Source organism: Streptomyces sp. CNZ301 (assembly GCF_004217425.1).
The window spans coordinates 4,392,450-4,414,022 of sequence record NZ_SHLG01000001.1 but is presented as its reverse complement, the minus strand read 5'-3'; the positions used below and the strand labels follow the sequence as shown (position 1 = coordinate 4,414,022).

Annotated in this window: 23 protein-coding genes and 1 pseudogene; 5 read left to right on the top strand and 19 right to left on the bottom strand. The window is 71.4% G+C overall.

Going from position 1 to position 21,573, the window contains the following annotated elements:
• Positions 1 to 8 precede the first annotated feature (8 nt).
• Both EV375_RS19050 and EV375_RS19045 read right to left on the bottom strand, forming a co-directional pair.
• Positions 9 to 473 (bottom strand): cyclic nucleotide-binding domain-containing protein, encoded by a 465-nt coding sequence (locus EV375_RS19050; protein WP_486588577.1) that lies wholly within the window; start codon positions 471 to 473, stop codon positions 9 to 11.
• Between the two features lie 100 nt (positions 474 to 573).
• Positions 574 to 1,248 (bottom strand): CBS domain-containing protein, encoded by a 675-nt coding sequence (locus EV375_RS19045; protein ID WP_130300496.1) that lies wholly within the window; start codon positions 1,246 to 1,248, stop codon positions 574 to 576.
• Between the two features lie 321 nt (positions 1,249 to 1,569).
• On the opposite strand from EV375_RS19045, the gene EV375_RS19040 reads away from it, so the two are divergent.
• On the top strand, positions 1,570 to 4,317 hold the full coding sequence (locus EV375_RS19040; protein WP_130300495.1) for a bifunctional GNAT family N-acetyltransferase/acetate--CoA ligase family protein: 2,748 nt from the start codon (positions 1,570 to 1,572) through the stop codon (positions 4,315 to 4,317).
• A 253-nt stretch (positions 4,318 to 4,570) separates the two neighbouring features.
• On the opposite strand, the gene EV375_RS19035 is transcribed toward EV375_RS19040, so the two are convergent.
• The 10 genes from EV375_RS19035 to EV375_RS18985 form a co-directional block, all read right to left on the bottom strand.
• Complete coding sequence (locus EV375_RS19035; RefSeq protein ID WP_130300494.1) at positions 4,571 to 5,422, bottom strand: universal stress protein; 852 nt, start codon at positions 5,420 to 5,422, stop codon at positions 4,571 to 4,573.
• Between the two features lie 196 nt (positions 5,423 to 5,618).
• Positions 5,619 to 6,512 (bottom strand): universal stress protein, encoded by an 894-nt coding sequence (locus EV375_RS19030; protein WP_486588576.1) that lies wholly within the window; start codon positions 6,510 to 6,512, stop codon positions 5,619 to 5,621.
• Positions 6,513 to 6,907: 395 nt separating this feature from the next.
• Positions 6,908 to 7,840 (bottom strand): M56 family metallopeptidase, encoded by a 933-nt coding sequence (locus EV375_RS19025; RefSeq protein WP_130300493.1) that lies wholly within the window; start codon positions 7,838 to 7,840, stop codon positions 6,908 to 6,910.
• A gap of 4 nt (positions 7,841 to 7,844) precedes the next feature.
• Entirely contained in the window at positions 7,845 to 8,270 is a 426-nt protein-coding gene (locus tag EV375_RS19020; RefSeq protein WP_130300492.1) for a BlaI/MecI/CopY family transcriptional regulator, read from the bottom strand.
• Positions 8,271 to 8,491: 221 nt separating this feature from the next.
• Entirely contained in the window at positions 8,492 to 9,250 is a 759-nt protein-coding gene (locus tag EV375_RS19010) for a LamG domain-containing protein (protein WP_486588575.1), read from the bottom strand.
• A gap of 315 nt (positions 9,251 to 9,565) precedes the next feature.
• Positions 9,566 to 9,832, bottom strand: coding sequence for a GlsB/YeaQ/YmgE family stress response membrane protein (locus EV375_RS19005; RefSeq protein WP_055484768.1), 267 nt, complete (start codon positions 9,830 to 9,832; stop codon positions 9,566 to 9,568).
• An 81-nt stretch (positions 9,833 to 9,913) separates the two neighbouring features.
• On the bottom strand, positions 9,914 to 10,165 hold the full coding sequence (locus EV375_RS19000) for a twin-arginine translocase TatA/TatE family subunit (protein WP_130300490.1): 252 nt from the start codon (positions 10,163 to 10,165) through the stop codon (positions 9,914 to 9,916).
• 30 nt (positions 10,166 to 10,195) lie between these two features.
• Complete coding sequence (locus EV375_RS18995; RefSeq protein ID WP_055484766.1) at positions 10,196 to 10,651, bottom strand: tellurite resistance TerB family protein; 456 nt, start codon at positions 10,649 to 10,651, stop codon at positions 10,196 to 10,198.
• Positions 10,652 to 10,754: 103 nt separating this feature from the next.
• On the bottom strand, positions 10,755 to 11,771 hold the full coding sequence (locus tag EV375_RS18990) for a sporulation protein (protein ID WP_130301954.1): 1,017 nt from the start codon (positions 11,769 to 11,771) through the stop codon (positions 10,755 to 10,757).
• Positions 11,772 to 12,240: 469 nt separating this feature from the next.
• The gene (locus tag EV375_RS18985; RefSeq protein WP_130300489.1) at positions 12,241 to 13,143 is read right to left on the bottom strand and encodes an alpha-lytic protease prodomain-containing protein; all 903 of its coding nucleotides are present in this window, start codon (positions 13,141 to 13,143) and stop codon (positions 12,241 to 12,243) included.
• A gap of 621 nt (positions 13,144 to 13,764) precedes the next feature.
• On the opposite strand from EV375_RS18985, the gene EV375_RS18980 reads away from it, so the two are divergent.
• Complete coding sequence (locus tag EV375_RS18980) at positions 13,765 to 15,036, top strand: APC family permease (protein WP_130300488.1); 1,272 nt, start codon at positions 13,765 to 13,767, stop codon at positions 15,034 to 15,036.
• Positions 15,037 to 15,076: 40 nt separating this feature from the next.
• On the opposite strand, the gene EV375_RS18975 is transcribed toward EV375_RS18980, so the two are convergent.
• The 5 genes from EV375_RS18975 to EV375_RS18955 form a co-directional block, all read right to left on the bottom strand.
• Positions 15,077 to 15,433 carry a DsrE family protein gene (locus EV375_RS18975; RefSeq protein ID WP_130300487.1) on the bottom strand — a complete coding sequence of 119 codons (357 nt, stop codon included), beginning with the start codon at positions 15,431 to 15,433 and terminating at the stop codon, positions 15,077 to 15,079.
• Positions 15,430 to 15,687 (bottom strand): hypothetical protein, encoded by a 258-nt coding sequence (locus EV375_RS18970; RefSeq protein WP_207228175.1) that lies wholly within the window; start codon positions 15,685 to 15,687, stop codon positions 15,430 to 15,432. Before EV375_RS18970 ends, EV375_RS18975 begins: the two co-directional genes overlap by 4 nt.
• A gap of 101 nt (positions 15,688 to 15,788) precedes the next feature.
• On the bottom strand, positions 15,789 to 16,094 hold the full coding sequence (locus EV375_RS18965; protein WP_130300486.1) for an Rv3488 family transcriptional regulator: 306 nt from the start codon (positions 16,092 to 16,094) through the stop codon (positions 15,789 to 15,791).
• Positions 16,095 to 16,308: 214 nt separating this feature from the next.
• Positions 16,309 to 17,301: a thioredoxin-disulfide reductase gene (gene trxB / locus EV375_RS18960; protein WP_130300485.1), complete on the bottom strand. Its 993-nt coding sequence runs from the start codon at positions 17,299 to 17,301 to the stop codon at positions 16,309 to 16,311.
• Complete coding sequence (locus tag EV375_RS18955) at positions 17,298 to 17,711, bottom strand: arsenate reductase ArsC (RefSeq protein ID WP_130300484.1); 414 nt, start codon at positions 17,709 to 17,711, stop codon at positions 17,298 to 17,300. The genes trxB and EV375_RS18955 overlap by 4 nt, the downstream gene beginning before the upstream one ends.
• 87 nt (positions 17,712 to 17,798) lie before the next feature.
• Between EV375_RS18955 and EV375_RS18950 the strand changes: the two genes are divergently transcribed.
• The 3 genes from EV375_RS18950 to EV375_RS18940 are packed head-to-tail and all read left to right on the top strand — an operon-like array spanning position 17,799 to position 20,326.
• Entirely contained in the window at positions 17,799 to 18,113 is a 315-nt protein-coding gene (locus tag EV375_RS18950) for an ArsR/SmtB family transcription factor (RefSeq protein ID WP_055484760.1), read from the top strand.
• The gene (gene arsB / locus EV375_RS18945; protein ID WP_130300483.1) at positions 18,110 to 19,225 is read left to right on the top strand and encodes an ACR3 family arsenite efflux transporter; all 1,116 of its coding nucleotides are present in this window, start codon (positions 18,110 to 18,112) and stop codon (positions 19,223 to 19,225) included. The genes EV375_RS18950 and arsB overlap by 4 nt, the downstream gene beginning before the upstream one ends.
• A 42-nt stretch (positions 19,226 to 19,267) precedes the next feature.
• The gene (locus tag EV375_RS18940; RefSeq protein WP_130300482.1) at positions 19,268 to 20,326 is read left to right on the top strand and encodes an ArsO family NAD(P)H-dependent flavin-containing monooxygenase; all 1,059 of its coding nucleotides are present in this window, start codon (positions 19,268 to 19,270) and stop codon (positions 20,324 to 20,326) included.
• Here the strand turns inward: EV375_RS18940 and EV375_RS29795 are convergent.
• Together EV375_RS29795 and EV375_RS29790 are read right to left on the bottom strand one after the other, a co-directional pair.
• Entirely contained in the window at positions 20,319 to 20,795 is a 477-nt protein-coding gene (locus EV375_RS29795) for a GNAT family N-acetyltransferase (RefSeq protein WP_486588756.1), read from the bottom strand. The genes EV375_RS18940 and EV375_RS29795 overlap by 8 nt on opposite strands.
• Before the next feature lie 108 nt (positions 20,796 to 20,903).
• Positions 20,904 to 21,572: pseudogene (locus EV375_RS29790) on the bottom strand (methyltransferase domain-containing protein); the annotation flags it as partial.
• Position 21,573 lies beyond the last annotated feature (1 nt).

The following is a 21,573-nucleotide window of genomic DNA, read 5'->3' as shown; positions in this document are numbered from 1 at the left end:
CTGCCCGGTCACGGAGCCGGTCCGCTGCCCTGGGGGCCGTACAGGTCCAGGAGCCGCTTGCGGGCCGACTGGAGGCGGCGTCCGATGATCTCGGCGACGCAGTGGTTCAGCGCCCTTCCGAACGCGGGGTCCTCGTCGCACAGCTCCCGCACGGGCCGCGCATCGAACTCCAGCGCCCCCACAGCGGTGACGGCTGCCGCCCCCAAGTGCCAGGTGTACGGCGGGAACAGCCACGACCACCCGATGAGGTCCTCGGAGTGCAGCGTCTCCAGCGTCGCGGCCTGACGGCCCGGCACGTGCATGTCGAGGAGGACGGTGCCGGAGCGGATGATCCAGAAGCGGTCCGCGGGGTGGCCCTCCTCGAAGATGCGCGTGCCCCTGGGAAAGTGCACCTCGCGGAAGTGCTCCATCATCCGGTCGTAGCCCGGGGAGGGGAGCGCGTCCAGCAGCCGGGGCCTCGACGCCGTCGTCACGGCGCCGCCCCGGGGGCGGCGCCGCCCGTCCCGCCCGGTCCACTCGGGACGTGCTCCCGCGCCGCCGGGACCCGTCTCCCGGCAGCCCTCGCGGCGGCTCTCACGGCAGCACCGCCGCACCGGGCGCCGTCTCGGACCGGCCCGTCAGCCGGCTGCGTACCTTGACCACGCCGTCCACGCTCTGGCACAGACGCTCCACGACCGGGACGAGGTGGACGGGAGCGACCTCCCCGCTCAGCGTCACGCAGCCGTTTTGCACCTCGACGGCGAGCTGCCTGGCGGCGAGGCCGAGCGTCCGCTCCAGGACGTCGCGCACGATCTCCTCGCGGATGGCGTCGTCCCGGCGCAGGAAGACGCGCAGCAGGTCCGAGCGGCTCAGAATTCCGACGAGACGGTCCGCCTCGTTGACGACGGGCAGCCTCTTGACCTGCCGGTCCGCCATCAGGCGTGCCGCTTCCACGACGTTCCACTCGGGACGGGCGACCACGGGAGGACTCGTCATCAGCTCATCAGCTCTGGCGGCCTCGCCGGGAGGGCGGCTGCCGGGCCGGGGCTCGCGTGCGGGCATCAGCCCGGAGGGGTCGGGCTGCCCCGCCTGCTTCCCCAGCAGGTCGGCCTCGGAGACGACACCGACGGGATGTTCGTCGTCGTCGACCACGGGAAGCGCCGTGATGTCGTACTCGGCCAGGATCTCGGCGATCTTCTTGAACCCGGTGTCGCGGTGAACGCGCACCACCGCGCGGGTCATCAGATCGTGGACGGTCCGGTGCTGCATCAGCCGTCTCCCTCGCGTCGGGCCCGGGAGCGATGCTCGCTCCCTCCCACCATCGGCCGCATGCGGTGAGCCCGCCACAGGGTTCCCTGCGCGGGCAGGCGACCCGTGGCCTCCGGTTCCGGGGCGGGGCGTGCGGAAGCGGCGGCTCCGGGCTCGCTCCCGGACGGCTCCCACGCCCACCGCACCCTTCGGCCGAACGGATGAGCCGCGCCGCGGCCACGCTCGCCCCCCACGTCCTCCCTCCCGGCTCGCGCGCCACCGCACCCGCCCGTGTACTGGTACGGGACCAGTCGCACACACGGGCAGGGAGAGGGGAAGCCGATGACCTACGCTGCCCCGCGCATGGCGGAGACGTACGCCTTGCTGACCGACGGCAGAACCGTGCAGATCCGGCCCGCGCGGCCCTCCGACCGCGGCCAGGTCGAGGCGCTGTACGAGGGCATGTCGCAGCAGGACCAGAAACGGCGGTTCTTCGGCGCGGGAGCGGGCCTGCGCGAGCGGGAGATCGACCGGGTCTTCGGCCCGGGCCGTTCGGACCTGCTGGTGCTCCTCGCCCTCCACGGTTCGCAGCTCATCGGCACGGCCGAGTACGAGAAGCTCCTCGAGGAGCCGGCGGCAGCGGAGATCGCCCTCGCCGTCGCCGACGAGTTCCAGCACTGCGGCGTCGGCACCCTGCTGCTGGAGCACCTGGCGCACGCCGCGCGCGCCGAGCACATCACCACGTTCACCGCCGACGCACTGGCCGAGAACCGGGCCGTCCTGGACGTCTTCGAGAACCTGGGCCTGCGCTACGAGCGCACCTTCGAGAACGGCGAAGTGCGCTGCCGCGTCGACCTGACGCCGCACGAGCGCTTCCTGGCCGCCGTCGACGCCCGGGGCAGCACTGCCGACGTCGCCAGCATGCGCCCGCTGCTTCGGCCCCGCTCCGTGGCGGTCATCGGGGCGGGCCGCTCCCCGAGGTCGGTGGGCCGCGCCGTGCTCCGGAACCTGCGCCGCTCCGGTTTCACGGGCGCTGTGCACGGGGTCAATCCGCACGCCGCCTCGATCGAGGGCTTCGCCTGCCGCCCCACCGTCTCGGGGCTGCCCCATCCCCCCGACCTGGCGGTGATCGCCGTACCCGCGAACGCCGTCCCGGAGGTGGCGGACCAGTGCGGCCGCTTCGGCGTACGGGCCCTGACCGTACTGACGGCCGGGCTGGACGAGGCGATGGGCGGTGCCCTGCTCGACATCTGCCGCCACTACGGCATGCGGCTCGTGGGGCCCAACTGCCTGGGCATCGCCAACACCGAGGACGGCATCCGCCTGGACGCCACCTTCGCGGCCGATCTTCCCGAGGCGGGCACCGCAGGGGTGGCCGTGCAGTCCGGCGGGGTCGGCATCGCGCTGCTCAGCGACCTCGCCCGGCTGGGCATCGGCGTCTCCAGCTTCGTGTCGCTGGGCGACAAGTACGACGTGAGCGGCAACGACCTCCTGCAATGGTGGGAAGCCGACGAACGCACGAGAGTGGCCCTGCTGCACCTGGAGTCCTTCGGCAACCCCCGCGCCTTCTCCCGTACGGCCCGGCGCGTCACCCGGCTCATGCCCGTACTCACCGTGGACGCGGGCCGCTCGGACGCCGGCCGCCGCGCCGCGGCCGGGCACACGGCCGCCGCGGCGACCCCGACCATGACGCGGCAGGCCCTCTTCCACCAGGCCGGAGTGACCGCGGCCCTCTCGCTGGGGGACCTGATGGCGACGGCGGCGCTCATGCACAGCCAGCCGCTGCCGACCGGCACCTCCGTCGCCGTGGTCTCCAACGCGGGTGGCACGGGCGTGCTGGCCGCCGACGCCTGCGACGAGGCGGGGCTGACCCTGCCGGAGCTGCCCGACGACCTCGCCACGGAGCTCCGCACCCGGCTGCCGGAGGCGGCACGTGTGGCCAACCCGCTCGACACGACCGCCGCCGTCGGCCGGGCCGCACTCGCGGAATGCGTGGAACTGCTGAGCACCCGGGCTCCTGTGGACGCGGTGCTCGTCGTTCTCGTCCCGACCGCGACCGCGGCGGCCGGCGGGGACGACCTGGTGCGGGCGACGGCCTCGTCCGAAGCTCCGGGAGGTGCCCGCACCCTGGTGACGGTCCTCCCCGACCAGAGCGAGCGCGTACGCCTGGTGCGGACGCCCGGAGGCGCCGGACCCGCCGCGGTCCCCGCCTACGCCGACCCGCAGGACGCGGCCCGCGCCCTGGCGCACGCCGCCGCGAGGTCACGATGGCTGGCGCATCCGCCCGGCCACGTGCCGGACCTGAGCGGCCGAGTGGACACCGACCGGGCTCGCGCGTTCGTACGGACGGCTCTCTCCGAGCACCCCGAGGGCACCTGGCTCGACCCGGACCAATGCGGGCACCTGCTCGATCTCTACGGCATCCCCCGCGTTCCGCAGTCCGTGGTCCGCGACCGGGCCGGAGCCGTCCGCGAGGCGGAACGGCTGGCACCCGGCGGCGGACGTCTCGCACTCAAGGCGTACGGACCCGACCTGCTGCACAAAAGCGCTCACGGTGCGGTCGTCCTCGACCTCGAAGGCCCCGACGCCGTGAGCGGCGCGTTCCGCGACCTCCGGGACCGGCTGGGGGAGCGGATGACCGGTGCGATCGTCCAGCCCATGGCCGGGCGAGGAGTGGAACTGATCGCTGGCGTCGTACAGGACGAAGTCTTCGGGCCGCTGGTGCTCTTCGGACTCGGCGGCACAGCCACGGACGTCCTGGCCGACCACGCCGCCCGTCTGGCGCCGCTCACCGACCGGGACGTGCACGAACTGGTCGCCGCACCGCTGTGCGCCCCGATCCTCCAGGGCCGGGACCGGGGCCCGGGCCCCGGCGAGCCCGTGGACCTGCCGGCTCTCGAGGACCTGCTGCTGCGGGTGTCGAAGATGGCGGACGACCTGCCCGAACTGGCCGAGGCCGACCTCAATCCGGTCGTGGCCCGCCCCGACGGTGTCACCGCCCTCGACTTCCGCATCCGCCTCGCCCACCCGCTCCCTACCCGCCCCGGACGCGGCACAGGCCCCCACGCCTACCCGCGACGGCTGCGCTGAGCGGCGACGCCGCCGGCGGGGCTCCGCGTCCGGCGGCGCGGCTCCGACGAGGGTGAGTCTCCGACGACGATGCACAGCAGGGCACAGCCCGGAGGCCGGAACGCCGGAACGCCGGACCGGGCAGGGAACCCGGAGGGCAACCAGCCGGTGGACAACCGGAGAGCGACCAGCCGCAGAGCGACCAGCCAGAGAACAAGCCGGCGGAGAACAAGCAGCCGGAGAACAAGCCGGAGAACAACCAGCCGCAGAGCGGTCAGGCGTGAGGCACGACCGCGACAGAGCACGGAGCGTTGTGCAGCACAGCATGGCTGGTCAGCCCGAGTTCGAGGCCGACCCTTCCATGCCGCCCGCGGGCCCCCACCACCAGCAGGCCCGCCTGAGCGGCCTCCCGCACGAGTACGTACTGAGGGGGCCCCTCGGTGGATACCTGACGCACGGTCACCTTCGGATGCTTGGCCATCTCGTCATGGAGCAGGTCCTGGACGAGTTTGTCGGCCTCGCGGGCGATCGCTTCGCCGCTGGGGCTCTCGGGTGCCACGTCGTTGGGGAGCCGCCAGGCGTGAACGGCCACGAGGTCGCAGCCGCGTGCCGCCGCCTCCCTGAAGGCGAAGGCCGTCGCCGGGGAACCGACCGTGTGGTCCACACCCAGCACCACCGGCCGCCGTTCCTCGGGGAGGCCGGACTCCGAAGGGCGGACGACGACCGTGGGGCAGGTTGCCCGACCGGCGACGCCGAGGCTCACGGAACCGAGGAGGATGCCCGTCAGGGCTCCGTGCCCGCGGGTCCCGACGACCACTGCGTAGGCCGAGCGGCCCTCCTCGACCAGGGCGTCGACCGCGTCCATCAGCCGTGTCTCGCCGGTCACCTTGAGGTCCGGCCGGCCCTGTGCGGCGCGGTGCTCGGCCGTGGCGACGATGTTCTCGGCCATGACGCGGGCAGAGGGGCGGTCGAGGCCGATGTTGGCGAAGTTCTCGTACCGCTCCCAGCGGGTGGCGTGCACGACGTGCAGTGCACAGCCGTGGCGGACCGCTTCGTCCGCCGCCCGGTCCAGGGCGAGCCAACTCGGGTCCGAGCCGTCCACACCGACCACAACGCGCTGCTCCACCCGTCCTCATCCTCTCGGTCGTGGTTGCGGGCCGCGGCGGCCACTCGCGCGTGACCGGAAGCTTGCAGTTCCAGGAGAGCACTGACGTCGTTGCTTCGCCATGCGAGCCGGTGGTGCCGGAGCGGCAGGAGGGGACCGGCGGAACCGACGGACTTGACGGAATTGACGGGCCGAGGGACCGGCGGGCCAGGGCCCCTCAGAGGCGGGGGGTCTCCTGCTTCACGACCGCGACAGGGCACGGCGCGTGGCGCAGCAGGGCCTGGCTGACGGAGCCGAGCAGCATTCCGGCGAACCCGCCCCTCCCCCGGGCACCCACCACCAGCAGCCGCGCGTCCTCGGCGGCGCTCATGAGTTCCTGACGGGTGCGGCCGCGCAGTGTCCGGTGCTCCACCCGCACGTCCGGATACTTCTCGCCCGTCCCGGCCAGCGCTTCGGCCAGCAGCGCCTCCTCCTCTTCCTTCAGCTCGCCCGGCTTCTTCGCGTACGCCGGCGACTTGTCGCGCGGAGGCGTAGGCGGCACGGACCATTCCGACCAGACGTGTACGGCGCGGAGGTCCGCTCCCGCGAGAGAGGCTTCGGTGAACGCGAACGCGATCGCCGAAGAGTTCGCCGGCGAGCCGTCCACACCGACCACCACGGGGCCCGAGGGATTCGATGTACCGCGCAGCACCATGACCGGGCAGTGCGCGTGGGCGGTGAGGTGCGACGCGACGGACCCCAGCAGCACCCCGGTGAACTCCCCCAGCCCCCTGTGCCCGACGACGATCATCGAAGCGGAGGGCGACAGCTCGACCAGCATGCGAACTGCTTCCCCGGCCGGAGCGGAGCTGCTGATCCGGACATCGGGCGCGGCGGCACGGGCACGCGACTCGGCCTCTGCCAGGTGCCTCTCCGCCCCTTCGTGCATCGCGTCACGTACCGCTTCGTACGTTCTGAGGCCCGCGCCGGCCGGGAGAGTCACCATCGTCACGGCGGTCACGATGTGCAGACCGACCCCGTGCAGGGCCGCCTCCCGAGCGGCCTGTTCCACGGCGGAGTAACTCGAGGCGGAGCCGTCGACGCCGACGACCACAGCGTTGCTCGGTTCCACCGCGGCTCCTCTCGGGTCCTGGGCGTCCGGCGACCGGCGGTTTCGCGTCGCCCGTGCGACGTTGCTGCTGACCGGAGCAGTCCGTGCGCCGTGCACTGCCCCGCTGTGCACTGGGCACCCGGGCGCTGCGAACTGCTCGCCGTGCAAGCCGCGGCAACCGGTCTGCTGTCCACGGTGTGGTTCGCCACGAGGGTGCGCAACCGCAGCACGACCGTCCCCGGACCCGCGGTGCCGCGTTGCCCGGTGAGAATCGCGGGAGCCCTGGGGTCGCAACGGCTCGGGCCGAGGCGGCCCTCACCCGCCTCGGCCCCGCTCAGGCCGTGCCCAGCCCGCAGCCGGCCCGTACTCAGGCAATACCCGCCCGCTCGTCGGCGAGCGGCCCGCTCGCCGACGGCTCACAGTGGCGTCGCGGCGTGCAGGACGGAGACGAGCGCGACCGTCGCGTTGGCCGAGGAGAGGGCGGACGCGGTGGTGCCTGCGGCGGCCGTCCACAGGGCCAGGCCCGCCGCGGTGCAGGCGGGGGGCCAGTTGCGGGCGTCGGGCGCGGGGTCGAGCAGGGCCTGCACGCGACGCGGCACGGGCCCGGGCGCGGCGAAGCCGGCGAAGGACTGCGTGGGCGCGGGGCGCGAGACCAGTGCGGCCTTTCCGACGGTCCGGGCCATCAGCCGGCGGTCTCCGACCGTGTGCGCGGCGGCCTCGTCGGCCCAGCGTTCGGCGCTGAAGGCGATGGCCGTCCTGAGCGGACGCAGGAACGGGTTGGCCCGGGCGGCCAGTTGGGCCGCCAGCAGGAAGCGGTGGTGGTGCGCCGTCAGGTGGGTGCGTTCATGGGCGAAGAGGGCTTCGCGCTCCTGGGCGTCGAGGCACGCCAGCATCGCCGTGGAAACGACGATGCGGCCCTGCTCACGGCCGGGGAGGGCGTAGGCGTAGGCGGTCTCGTCGGGCAGTACGGCGACCTGCGACGACGGCAGTCCGCGAAGGGCCTGCTCGGCCTGGCACCGCAGCCGGGAGTGACGCCACAGCGTCCGCGCGCATGCCACTGCCACCGCGACGAGAGCGGGAATGGCCACCTTGCCGGCCACCTCGTCGTAGGGGACCGCCTCCCGGACCTCCGGGTCGGACCAGCCGTCGGGGAGGGGGTTTCCCGGAAGCTGGGCCGTGCCGACCACCATGATCAGCCCCAGGCAGAGCGTGCTGCAAACGGCGAGAACGACGCCGACCGCGGTCAGCAGACGGGCCGCAGTGCGCGGATGGAGACGTCGCTGGGCGAGCCCGGCGATGGGCCAGGCCGTCAAAGGCAGGACGAGTGGCAGAAAGACGAAGACGCCCATCGCTCTAGTCCTCTGCCTCCTTCTCGGCTTCCCCGGCCTCCCCGGCTTCTCCCAGCAGGTCGCGGAGCAGCCGTTCGTCCCCGGGGGGAAGGGCCGTCACGAAACTGGTGAGGACCGCCTCCCGGTCCGCCTCGCTGTCGAGGACCCGCTGCATCCGCAGCGCGGCCAGACCGGCCGCGTCGACCGCGGGCTGCCAGTCGAAGGAGCGACCCGACCGCTCACGGGTCACCGCCCCCTTGGCGAGGAGCCGGGACAGGATGGTCACGACGGTGGTGTAGGCGAGGCCGCCGTCCAGCCGCTCCTGCACCCAGGCCGCGCTGACGGGCCCGGGAGCGCTGTGCAGCACGGTGAGGACCTGGGCTTCCAGTTCGCCCTGGCCGCGGCGCGGGGACGGGGAACCGCTCGTCGGCGCGCTCTTCCGCTTCGCCAAGGCCCCTCCCTCACGTCGACTGGTTACGGACCTCGGGCGGCGGCCGTCGTCCGCCCTCGTCCCGAGTGGGGGTCATCGTAGCGAAGGGCCCGTCCGCGATCACGACTTCTACAGCGTTGTAGATTTACGGCCGGTCCATCGACGTCAGGAGGAGATCATGGGTGTTTCCCTGTCCAAGGGCGGCAACGTCTCGCTCACCAAGGAGGCACCGGGCCAGGTTTTCAGGGCCGGTACACGCGCAGGTCGCTCACCTCGTAGGACAGCGACCGAGTGGTGGGCCGCGGAGGCGGGTGGTGCTCGCCGGCGCTCACCGACATGTTCACGATGAGATAGGCGGACCAGTCGCCGCCCACGCCGACGCCGTCCGCGAATGCCCGGAAGCCGTTGACGTGCCACGTGACGCAGTCCGCCCCGAACTCGACACTCACAGCGATCCGGGCACCGGGATGGACGGCGGGGTGCCTGAAGTCGTGGCCACTGCCGCGGACATGGTTGGACAGCTCCAGCACATCCGGGTTGTCGGGGTGGTACTCGAAGACGTCGACCTCGTTCCCGCCGTCCCGCCACGTCCAGACGGCGGGCCAAGCCCCCACCTCCTCCGGCAGCCGTACGCGTGCCTGGAGGACGTCGCCGGTGCGCAGGGTGAAGCCCTCCCGGCTGCCTTCGGTGGTCAGCAGCCCCGCACTCCACATGCCCGAGGCGCGGCGAGTGGCCCGGAAGGCTCCGCCGCGGGAGTAGGAGGGGTCGGCCACCAGGTGGTCGAGCTTGTTGTCGCCGGGGTTCGTGGGGCCGCCGCCGGGATAGGCCCAGGAACGGCCCGCCTCCCACTGCCGCGTCGAGGTGAAGTCGGCGACGAAGACGGGCCCGCCCCGCGGCACCCCGGGCCGGTCCGGACCCGCAGCGGGCCGGCGGCCGGCCGAGGGGCCGAGCTGGAGTCTCTCCCTGAGCCGGCCCATGAATCCCGGCAACTGGTCGGTCATGAGGGGTGCGCCTTCCGGGCAGAACGGCGACGAGGACGCGTCCGTGCCTTCGCCCGCGTCCGTGTTCGTGCCTGTGTCCGTGACTTTGTCCGGCTCGCGGTTCCACCGGCAGGCGGGCCCTGTGCTGCTCCTGCGACAAGGCCCACCCGTCGCAACTCACCGAAGTGGCATTCCATGCGATTGCTCGCAGGCTACGGCGAGCGCACCGCCGGACCGGCCACGACACACGCGGCATCTACAGGCGTGTAGACACCGTCCGCCCGCGGGCTCGGCCGCCCGGTTCGCCGAGGACTCCGCCCCCGGTGACCGGCGCGCTCATCGCCGGGAGTTGCCGGCGATCATGCGATAGCCGATCAGCAGGACGAGTGATCCCGCGATCGCGGCCACCCAGGTGGCAAGGTCGAAGAACTGCTTGTCCACAGGCCGGTCGAGGACGGTGGCCGAGAGCCAGCCGCCCAGGAAGGCTCCGGCCACACCGATGAGCGTGGTGACGATCAAACCGCCCGGGTCCCGGCCGGGGAGGAGCACCTTGGCTATGGCTCCCGCGAGCAGACCCAGGATTATCCAGCTGACGAATCCCATGAGTTCTTCCGTTCCTTGGTGAGATTGCGAGGGTCCCCACCTGCGAGGACGACTCGGCGAGCGGCGATGGTTGCCTGCCGGTCAGGACTGGTTCGGGCCGGGTGTGCCCTTGTGACCGTCCGCCCCCGCCGCTCCCTTCTCAGGGGGTGGGTGGACGACGTACGAGGCCGAGCCCGTCCCGGAAGCCGAGCGGTCCGCCTTCAAGGCCTTGGCCTCGCTCTTGAGGATGCGCGCGGACTTGCCCAGGGAACGGGCCAGTTCCGGCAGTTTCCTGGCGCCGAAGATGACGACGGCGACGATGATGAGCAGGGCCACTTCGCTGATGCCGAACATTGCGTCCCCCCTTCGTGACCGCCGGCGCCGTCAGAGATCGAACTCGGCGGGGGGCACGTCCAGGGAGAAGCAGGCCTCGCGGACGACTGCACGCTCCGTGGCGTCGAAGTCTCCGTCGGCGCCTCCGATGACGATGCCGATCTGGATGACGGCGCGTGCTTCGGTGGGCTTCTTCTTCACCTTCGCGATCTCCTGCAGGACGGTGACCTTTCCGAAGTCGAAGTCGGAGGTGAGCTTGCCCAGGTACTCGTCGAAGCGCTGACGCAGATCGTCGGCCGGGAAGTTCTGCAGGACGTCGTTGCCGGTGATCAGCTGAGCGACGCGCTGACGCTCCGCGGGGTCGATGGAACCGTCCGCCGCTGCGACGAGGGCGCACATGGCCATGCTCGCGTCGCGGAAGGCTCCGCTCTTCAAGTCGTTCTTCTTTGCCTCGAGTTGGGCCTGCATCGTCTGAGCGGACTCCTTGATGCGATCCCACAGGGCCATGACGTCTCCAGATGAAGCGTGGGCCCGGGCCGCGTCGACGGCCCGGGCACGACGGGTATTTCTACAACAATGTAGAAGTTACCAGCTTCCGTGAAGACGCCTTTCAGTCTTCGCCGCTCTCCTCTTCCTCCTCGAAGGCGTCGCCGATCTCGTCGACGACCTCGGCGGCGACGAGTCCGCCGGCCACGCCTGCGGCCACTCCCACCGCCCCGGCGGCGACCGCGGCTCCCATGCCCGGCCGGGACGAACCGTGGTGACCGCCGTGCCCGTGACCGCCCCCGTGGTGGAAGCCGGCGTGGTGCGGGTCCCCGTGCGGGTCCCCGTGCACGTACGCACCGTGAGCGCTGCCGTGGCGCTCCATGAGCGCTCGCCCCCAGCCTTCGACGGTGCCGGCCCAGTCGGTGGCGGCGATGTCCGCCTCGCTCACGTGGTGCCGGTTGACCACGTCGTGACCGCCGGAGAAGAGACCACCGCGCTTGTCGGCCTCAAGGACGACCTCCACCCCTGACGGGGACGCCAGGAACGTCAGCTCGACCTCGTTGACGGCATGTGCGTACTGGTCGGGCGGGGTGAGTTCGATCTCCTGGTAGAAGGGCAGCTGCTGGCCGGTTCCGTGGATGTGGCCGAGCTCCAGATCTGCCGAGCGGAAGCCGTAGCCCAGCCGGCCCAGCGCCTCCAGCACGGCCTCCTGGACCGGCAGGGGACCCACCCGCAGCGGGTCCAGGTCGCCCTTGTCCCGGGCGCCGGCGATGTGCAGTTCGGTCCGAACGCCCAGCACGACCCCGAGGGGCTGGCCGTGCAGTTCGGTCACCGGCGTCTCCCACGGCAGCACGAGGGAGAACGGGACGGACCTGCGCTCCCCCTCGGCGAGGCGGAAGCCGCCGCCCACCGTCACTCGGTCGAAGACGACCGCACCCTCGTGCTCCCCGTCGTGGCCCTCGGCTTCGACGCGGGCGACGAGTTCGAGGACGATCTGCTCGATCTCCGCGTCCGACGAGCCGCCTTCCAGATGCACCTGGCCGGCCAGTGCGCCGCCGGGAAGAACCGGTCCGTCGTCGAGGACCGTGTCCACCGAGGGACCCCCGACCCCGATCGCCCCGAGCAGCTTCTTGAACACCATCGTGGCGTCCACTCCTTCATTTTCGTTCAGCGTGACTGCGGATCACCTACGGAGCCTGCCGGGGTCGTCGTCGCGCCCGGCGACGGGTGATCCGGACACACGTGCACGGCGGTGCGGCACGTCCACGTGCGCTTGCATAAGTGCCGGTACAGATCCATGATCACCCGTTGTTTCTACAGCGGTGTAGGTTTCGCCACCATCATGCACCGTCCTCGACGGACGGAAACGCCCGCGAGGTCGCCGCGGGGGCGCCGTGCGGCCGCGTCGCCGACTCAGTGAGGGACTTTCGGCCATTGCGGCTCGCGCGCAGGACGACGCATCACAACTGACAAGCACCGGCCTCGACTTCGCGTGGACGCCGGGGCCGGGCGCGGGGGGCCTGCCGCCATCGCCGGGTGGAGCCGACAGAGCCCGGGTCCTCACGCTGGACCCGGGCTCGTGCCGACGGTGACGAGGCCGTCAGTTCACGTCAGTAGACGCTGACGCCGTAGGCGTTGAGCGCCTCGACGACGGGCTGGAAGAACGTCGTACCGCCCCACGTGCAGTCTCCGCTGCCGCCCGAGGTCAGGCCGATCGCCCTGCTCCCGGAACGCAGCGAGCCGCCGCTGTCGCCGGGCTCCGCGCACACGTTCGTCTGGATCATGCCGTAGACGATGTCGCCGCCTCCGTAGTTCACGGTGGCGTTCAAACCGGTGACGGTGCCGCTGTGGGTACCTGTGGTGCTGCCGTGCCGGGTGACGGACATCCCGACGGTGGCGTTGGCGGCGCTCGTGATGTCGGCGCCTCCGGCAGTGCCCGGGTGGCTGGCGGAGGAGGAGCTGTAGCGGATGAGGCCGTAGTCGTTGCCGGGGAAGCTGGACCCGACCGTCGGGCCGATCACCGACGTGCGGCCGGAGTTGGAGTACCAGGTGCCCGCGCCGTCGGTGCAGTGCCCGGCGGTGACGACGTAATACGTGCTGCCGCTGCGGACGTTGAAGCCCGCCGAGCAGCGCCAGCTACTGGCGTAGATGGCGTCGCCGCCCTGGAGCAGCTTGCTGAACTTGCCCGGGGTGCGCTCGATCTTCAGGGCTGCGGCCTCGGCACCCGCCGCCTTCTTGATCTTGGCTATCTCCGCCCGGGAGACGGTGCTGTCAGCCGTGACGACGAGGGTGTTGTTCTTCTTGTCCACGTGCCACGCGGTGCCGGCGACATCGGCGTCGAGCACCGCGTCGCTCGCCGCGGACAGCTGCGAGGCGCTGAACTGGGAGGTGGGGGCGTCCGCTGCGACAGCAGGCGTGGTCAGCGCTGCCGCGGCGATCATTCCGGACGCGAGGGCGATCAGCCGGGTGCGTCTCTGGGTGCCCGTGGTGGGGGTCTTGCGCCTGATCCTCACTTGTTCCTCCAGGAAGGGGAATCGGGGGTCCGCTGCACGGACCCGTGAGGCGCAGCCAAAGGGCACGTCGGACCAGCGGCCTCCGTGCCCATGACAAGCGCCGAAGGGAGTATTCGGCGCTCGTGACAGAAAGACAAGAGTCTTGTCCGTCCTAGTTCATGTTTTGACTGATCTAACCCCTTCTGTAGTGCTGTTTTCCGACAAGACAGTTGGCAAACAAGAAAGGATGACGAAGCATCAGTTCCGCGCAGACTCCGGACCACCGCTCGCGCAGCGGCAGTTCCAGGCCCCAACCGGAAGTGACACACGACCTGTTGGGCGGGACTCACTCACGAAGGCGTGCACCCTCCGACGCCGGCCGCCGGCCCGTGGCCAACGCGGTCCTGATGCCGCCCGGGCCGTCCCACGGGCACCGCCGGGCGGCGCGGGGGTGGAACGAGAACGAGGGACAAGGCGGACGCGGTTCGGCGGAGCCCCGGTCTCTCGAACTACGCATTTCTGCGAACAACGACATGCATCCATGGCCTGGGATGCGGGTCGGCGGCCGGACCGGAGCTCACGTATCGTCTCCCGATATCGGAGTGCGTAACGTCTGCGGCCGTGCCGCCGAGGGAGTGGGCCATGAGCAAGCCATCGACCGCCGCCGGGATGCCGGACGAACTGAACCGTCGGCTCGGGCTCTCCGATGCCGTGGTGATCGGTCTGGGGTCGATGATCGGCGCGGGAATCTTCGCCGCGCTCGCCCCCGCCGCACGGTCGGCCGGTTCCGGGCTGCTGACCGGCCTGGCGCTCGCCGCGGTGGTCGCCTACTGCAACGCCACCTCCTCCGCGCGGCTCGCGGCCCGCTATCCGGCGTCGGGCGGCACGTACGTCTACGGCCGTGAACGTCTCGGCGACTTCTGGGGCTACCTGGCGGGCTGGGGGTTCGTGGTGGGCAAGACCGCCTCCTGTGCGGCGATGGCGCTCACAGTCGGCTCGTACGTGTGGCCGGGCCAGGCCCACGCGGTCGCGGTCGCGGCGGTGGTGGCGCTGACCGCGGTGAACTACGCCGGCGTGCAGAAGTCCGCCGTGCTGACCCGGGTCGTCGTAGCCGTGGTACTGGCCGTCCTGGCCGCCGTGGTGGTCGCCGCGCTCACCTCCTCCGCCTCGGACCCGGCACGGCTCGATGCCGGGGACGACGCGGCCTTCGGCGGTGTGCTCCAGGCGGCGGGCCTGCTGTTCTTCGCCTTCGCGGGATACGCGCGCATCGCGACCCTGGGCGAGGAGGTCCGCGACCCCGCACGCACCATCCCCCGGGCCATCCCGATCGCGCTGGGCATCACCCTGGTCGTCTACGCCGTCGTCGCCGTCTCCGTGCTGAGCGTCCTCGGCCCGGAAGGGCTGGCGGAAGCCTCAGCGCCGCTGACGGACACGGCACGGGCGGCGGGCGCCGACCGGCTCGTGCCGGTCGTGCGCGTCGGTGCCGCCGTGGCCGCGCTGGGTTCGCTGCTCGCCCTGATCCTCGGCGTCTCCCGTACCACGCTGGCCATGGCCCGCGACCGGCACCTGCCGCACGCGCTGGCCGCGGTCCACCCGAAGTACAAGGTGCCGCACCGCGCCGAAGTCGTCGTCGGTGCCGTGGTGGCGGTGGTCGCGGCGACGGGGGACGTGCGCGGGGCGATCGGCTTCTCCTCCTTCGGCGTCCTGGCGTACTACGCCGTCGCCAACGCCTCCGCCTGGACCCTCACACCGGACGAGGGCCGTCCGGCGCGGATCATCCCGGCCGTCGGGCTGGCCGGCTGCCTCGCCCTGGCTTTCGCGCTGCCGGCGTCCTCGGTGATCTCGGGCGCCGCAGTCCTGGCCCTCGGCGCCGCCGCCTACGGGGTGCGCCGCATGGTGCCGGGGCGTGAATAGTTGGTCGAAGATGCGCGGCGCGGGTCGCTGGCCGACTCGGTCAGAACGTGATGACTTGGTCGGCCCAGAGGGTCCAGTCCGTGAGCTGTTCGAGAGTGGAGCGGTGGGCTCCCTCGACGAGTTGCTCTTCGGTGAGACCACGAGCGTCCAGGCAGGTCCCGCAGCAGCCGGTCTCGGTGCCGTGGTGGGCGGCGGTGGAGATCATCCGGTCCAGATGGTAGTGGCCGTCGGGCACCTTCTGGCCCTGTACCGCGCAGCCGACGGCGTCGCCGAGCAGGAAGGTTCGGACTACGACTTCCGGGCGATGGGCGAGGGCGCCGGCAACGCGGATGGCGTTCCAGGAGCGCTCGGTTCCGTAGGGCGGGTCGTTGGCGATGATCAGGAGGTTGCGGGTCACGACGGTTCTCCTGTGCGCTGGCCGGGCCGCGTGGCATCGGGTCGTCCGCTGCCAGGTGGGGGGATCTCGTACATCCGTACCGCGACCACCGGGCCGGGACCGGCGGCGAGGGCGGCGACCGTCCAGATGGCGGTGGTGAGGCCGTAGGTGTCGCCGAGCGCTCCCATGAGGAGGGCCGCCGACGGCGAATTCGCCGTCGCGCTGGAGCCGGTGGAGGCCGACGGCGCGGGCGCGCCAGGCCGGGCGGGCGACATCGCCGATGACGGTGAGCAGCGTCGGTCGGGTAGACCGGGGCGGTTCCCGAGCCGAGCGGACCTGGGCGGGAGACTTCCACGCCGGTCCGCTGCCCGCCGGCCTACGGGGCTTCGTCGCCCAGGACCTCGCGGGCCAGCTCCCTCAGCGCCTGCCGGTCCTCTGCCAGGGCTTTCTTACCGGCCTCGGTCGCCTTGTACACCCGCCGGATACGTCCGTCGACCACTCGCTGCTCGGACACCAGCAGCCCGTCCGCCTCCAGCCGGTGCAGCGTCGGGTACAGGGTGCCGGGGCTGATCCGGTGGCCGTGGCCGGCCAGTTCCTCGGTCATCCACGCACCGTGGATCTCCTCCTCGGCCGCGTGATGCAGGATGTGCAGCCGCACCGCGCCCCGTTGGAACTCCCGCACCGTGGCCACCTCCGGGCAGTGACGGAACCGATATCGGGAACCGATCCTACGCCCCGCAGCGAACTTCACCGGATGCCTCCCGCAGCCGCCTCGCACGGATGACGGAAGACGACAGCGGGTGCCGGTATCCGAGAGCGAGCCATTCGTGGAAGGAGCCCATCGCCGGAGGCGACCCATCAGGGGATGCCGTCCCGGGGCCGTGGATCAGGGCGAATCAATGCGCGGCGGTCACGGCCTTTTCGGGTTCGGGGAGGTGGTCGCTGTGGGTGCCGTCGAGTTGGGCGGCGAGGTGGCGTTCGGCATCGAGGGCGGCGGAGCATCCGGTGCCGGCGGCGGTGACGGCTTGCCGGTAGGTGTGGTCGACGACGTCGCCGGCGGCGAAGACTCCGGGGATGTTGGTGCGGGTGGAGGGGGAGTCGACGGTGATGTAGCCCTCTTCGTCCAGGGTGAGGACGTCTTTGAACAGCTCCACGCGGGGGTCGTGGCCGATGGCGACGAAGAGGCCTGTCACGGGGAGCTCGGAGGTCTCGCCGGTCTTGGTGTCCCTCAGGGTCAGGCCGGCGAGCTTGCCGTCCTTCTCGTGGATCGTGGCGACCTCGCTGTTCCAGGCGAAGGTGATCTTCGGGTCTGCGAAGGCGCGTTCCTGCATCGCCTTGGAGGCGCGGAGGGTGTCGCGGCGGTGGACGACGGTGACGGAGTCGGCGAAGCGGGAGAGGAACGTGGCCTCTTCCATTGCCGTGTCCCCGCCGCCGACGACGGCGATGTGCTGGTTGCGGAAGAAGAAGCCGTCACAGGTGGCGCAGTAGGAGACGCCGCGGCCGGACAGCTCCTCCTCGCGGGGCAGCCCGAGCGAGCGGTACGCGGAGCCGGTGGAGACGATCACCGTGTGGGCGCGGTGCACCGTGCCGGCCGAGTCGGTGACGGTCTTGACCGGGCCGGAGAAGTCGACGGCGGTCACATCGTCCGGGATCAGCTCGGCGCCGAAGCGCTCGGCCTGGCCGCGCATCTGGTCCATGAGTTCCGGGCCCATGATCCCGTCGGTGAAGCCCGGGTAGTTCTCGACCTCGGTGGTGTTCATCAGCGCACCGCCCGCTGTCACGGACCCCTCGAAGACCAGCGGCTTCAGCGAAGCCCGCGCGGTGTAGAGCGCGGCGGTGTAGCCGGCGGGCCCCGAGCCGATGATGATCACGTTACGGACGTCGCTCACTTCGCGGCCTCCGGGGCGATCTCGGCGATCAGGCCCTCGATGCGGGTCCTGATCTCGTCGCGGATGGGACGGACGGCTTCGACGCCCTGGCCTGCCGGGTCCTCCAGCGTCCAGTCGAGGTAGCGCTTGCCGGGGAAGACGGGGCAGGCGTCGCCGCAGCCCATCGTGATGCACACATCGGAGGCTTTGACGGCGTCCACGGTCAGGATCTTGGGGGTCTCGGCGGCGATGTCGATGCCGACCTCCCGCATGGCCTCGACGACGGCGGGATTGACGGTCTCGGCCGGCGCCGACCCGGCGGAGCGGATCTCGACGCGGTCGCCCGCCAGATGGGCCAGCCACGCGGCGGCCATCTGGGACCGGCCGGCGTTGTGGACGCAGACGAACAGCACGGAAGGCTTCTCGGGCATCAGGGCTCTCTTGTCTCACGACGGTTCAGGCGCACTGACATCAGTGCCCAGTGGCGTCAGCCACCACTGATGTGACAGTATCAGCCCATGATGACGTCAGTCGACACTGACCTGATCCGGGTCCTCGCGGACCCCCTCAGGCTTCGGATCGTGACCCTGCTGGCCCACGAGACCCTCTGCACCACGCATCTGGTGGAGGAAACCGGTGCGCGGCAGACGAACCTCTCCAACCACCTGAGGGTGCTGCGGGAGGCCGGGGTCGTGGATACCGAACCGTGCGGCCGCTTCACGTACTACAAGCTGCGGCCCGACGTCATCGAGGCCGTGGCCGGCTCCTTCTCGGAACTCGCCGCCACCGCCCGTGCCACTGCTGCAACCGACAAGAAGAGGGCCTGTCCGTGACCCGCACCGAACCGTCCACGACCACGACCCCGGAGCCTGCGCCCGGGGTCGTCGCCGGCCTGTCCACGCTGGACCGCTTCCTGGCGGTATGGATCCTCATCGCAATGGGCCTGGGGCTGGGCCTGGGGCGTGTGATCCCCGGCCTGAACGACGCTCTCAGCAAGGTCGAGATCGGCGGCATCTCGCTGCCCATCGCCGTCGGGCTGCTGATCATGATGTATCCGGTGCTGGCCAAGGTCCGCTACGACAAGCTGGACGCGGTCACCGGCGACCGGAAGCTCATGCTCTCCTCCCTGGTCATCAACTGGATCCTGGGACCTGCGGTGATGTTCGCCCTCGCCTGGATCTTCCTGCCGGACCTGCCCGAGTACCGCACCGGATTGATCATCGTCGGCCTCGCCCGCTGCATCGCCATGGTCATCATCTGGAACGACCTCGCCTGCGGCGACCGTGAGGCCGCGGCCGTCCTGGTCGCCCTCAACTCCCTCTTCCAGGTCCTGGCCTTCGGCCTGCTCGGCTGGCTCTACCTGGACCTGCTGCCCGGCTGGCTCGGCCTCGCAGGCGCAGAGCAGCTCGACATCTCCATGTGGACGATCGCCTGGAACGTCGTCATCTTCCTCGGCATTCCGCTGCTGGCCGGGTTCCTCACCCGCCGCATCGGCGAGAGGAAGATGGGCCGGGAGTCCTACGAGAACCGGTTCCTGCCGAAGATCGGGCCGTTCGCCCTGTACGGGCTGCTCTTCACCATCGTCATCCTCTTCGCACTGCAGGGAAAGACGATCACCTCCCAGCCGCTGGACGTCGCCCGCATCGCCCTGCCGCTGCTCGCCTACTTCGCACTGATGTGGTTCGGCTCCTTCGCCCTCGGCAAGAGCCTCGGCATCCCCTACGACCGCACCACCACCCTCGCCTTCACCGCCGCGGGCAACAACTTCGAACTCGCCATCGCCGTCGCCATCGCAACCTTCGGCGTCACCTCCGGCCAGGCACTCTCCGGCGTCGTCGGCCCGCTGATCGAGGTGCCGGTCCTGGTGGCCCTGGTGTACGTATCGCTGGCCTGGCGGCGGAAGTTCGCTGCACCGGTCGTGAACACGCGGGCGCGGGAGAGCTGATGCACCGTCTCAGCTCCGTTGCAGAGCCCGGGGCTTTCGCGCGTGACCGGTAGGACCGTCGATGTGGTGGTGGTCGGCGGCGGCCAGGCAGGGCTCGCCGCCGGCTACCACCTGCGTCGCGCGGGCGTCGATTTCGTCGTCCTCGACTCACAGCACGCGCCGGGCGGGGCGTGGCCTCACATGTGGGAGTCGCTGCGTCTGTTCTCCCCCGCCGCCTATTCCTCGCTGCCCGGCCGCCTCATGCCGCCCCAGGAGGGCCGGACCTACCCGGACACCGAGCACGTCGTGGCCTACCTGGCCGACTACGAACGGCGCTACGACCTGCGCGTGGTCCGGCCGGTGACAGTCACGGGCGTACACAGGGACAGCGGCCGCCTGTGGGCGGAGAGCGACACCGGCGGCTGGCACGCGCGGTTCGTGATCAGCGCGACCGGTACCTGGTGGAGACCGTTCCTGCCCGCCGTCCCCGGAAGTGAGATCTTCACCGGCCGTCAGCTGCACACGGTCGACTACCGCCGCCCCGAAGACTTCACAGGCGAGCATGTGGTCGTGGTGGGCGGCGGGAACTCCGGCGCGCAGATCGCCGCGGACCTCGCCGGGCACGCGGACCTGACCTGGGTCACCCGGCGGCCACCGCGCTTTCTGGCCGACGACATCGACGGCCGGGCATTGTTCGACGCCGCATCCGCCCGCCGCCGCGCCCTCGACCACGGCGACACCGACACCGGAGGCGTCGCCTCCCTGGGCGACATCGTCGCGACACAAGCGGTACGGGAAGCCCGCGATACGGGCTTTCTGAAGGCCCGGCCCATGTTCACCCGCCTCGATGGGCACGGCCCGGTCTGGGCCGACGGAACGAGCGCCCCAGCGGACGCCGTCATCTGGTGCACCGGATTTCGCCCTGCGCTCTCACACCTGTCCCCGCTCGGCCTACGCGACCGGCGTGGCCACATCCCCACCGACGGCACCCGTGCCCTCGGCGAACCCCGACTGCACCTGCTCGGCTACGGCGACTGGACGGGCCCCGCCTCCGCCACCCTCATCGGCGTCGGCCGCCCCGCCCGGGACGCCGCACGGGAGATCGCACGGCAACTCAGCTGACCGCGGGGCTGCGGCGCTCGACCAGTACGACGTCACGCCACCCCCCGTGATGCCGTCCGACGCGTTCGCGGGTGCCGATGACGCGGAAGCCGGCGCTGCGGTGGAGGGCGAGGCTGGCGGTGTTCTCGGGGAAGATGCCGGACTGGACGGTCCATACGCCGGCGCTGTCCGCCGAGGCGACCAGCGCGTCCAGCAGAGCGCGGGCGATGCCGCGGCCGCGTGCGGTGGGATGTACGTAGACGGAGTGCTCGACCACCCCCGCGTATGCCTGCCGTGGTGAGGTCGGGGCGGCGGCGGCCCAGCCCAGTGCTTCGCCGGTCGCGTCGTCGACGGCGACGTAGCGGTGCAGGGGCAGCTTCGCCGCGTCGAAGGCCTCCCAGGTGGGGGCGGCGGTCTCGAACGTCGCGTTCCCCTCATCGATCCCGGCCTGGTAGAGCGTCAGCACCGCTTCGGCATCCCCTGCGCGCATGGGCCGCAGGACGACGCCCTCGGGGGCAGCCGGCTTGCGGGCCTTCACGATGGCCGAATACACACCCACTCCCGCATCCGCCGTCGGGACGATATCGATGCAGGTGAACCCCGCGGCCAGCAGCAACTCCCGGTACTCCTCGGCCGTGAGCGTGGTGGCGCAGCCGGTGACCCGCTCGGCCTCGGCACGTTGAGCCGCACTGAGTCCCGGGTGGGCGAGGACGTCGCTGACGCCGAAATGACCGCCCGGCCAAAGCACCCGGTAGGCCTCCGCCAGCACTCGGGGCTTGTCCGCGGACAGGTTGATCACGCAGTTGGAGATGACCGCCTCCACATGCGCGTCCGGCAGCGGGATCTCCTCGATCCTGCCGTGCAGGAACTCCACGTTCTCCACGCCCGCCTGCCGGGCGTTGGCGCGGGCGAGGGAGACCATCTCTGCGGTGGCGTCGAGGCCGTATGCCGTGCCGTCAGGTGCGACGCGCCGGGCGGAGAGCAGTACGTCGATGCCCCCGCCCGATCCGAGGTCCAGCACGCAGTCGCCGGGAGCGAGGGGAGCGACGGCGACGGGATTGCCGCAACCGAGGCTGGCCCGTAGCGCGCCTTCCGGCAGGTCTGTGGACTGTGCGTATCCGGCAGCTCCGAAGCACCCTTCGGCGAAGGCGTCCTCTCCGCAGTCGACGATCCGCTCCCCCGCCGCGGCGGCGCGCGCGAGAGCTCCGTAGCGGCTGGTGACATCCTCCAGCCGGTCACCGGCTGGTGCCTGCTGCGAGCCGGACATG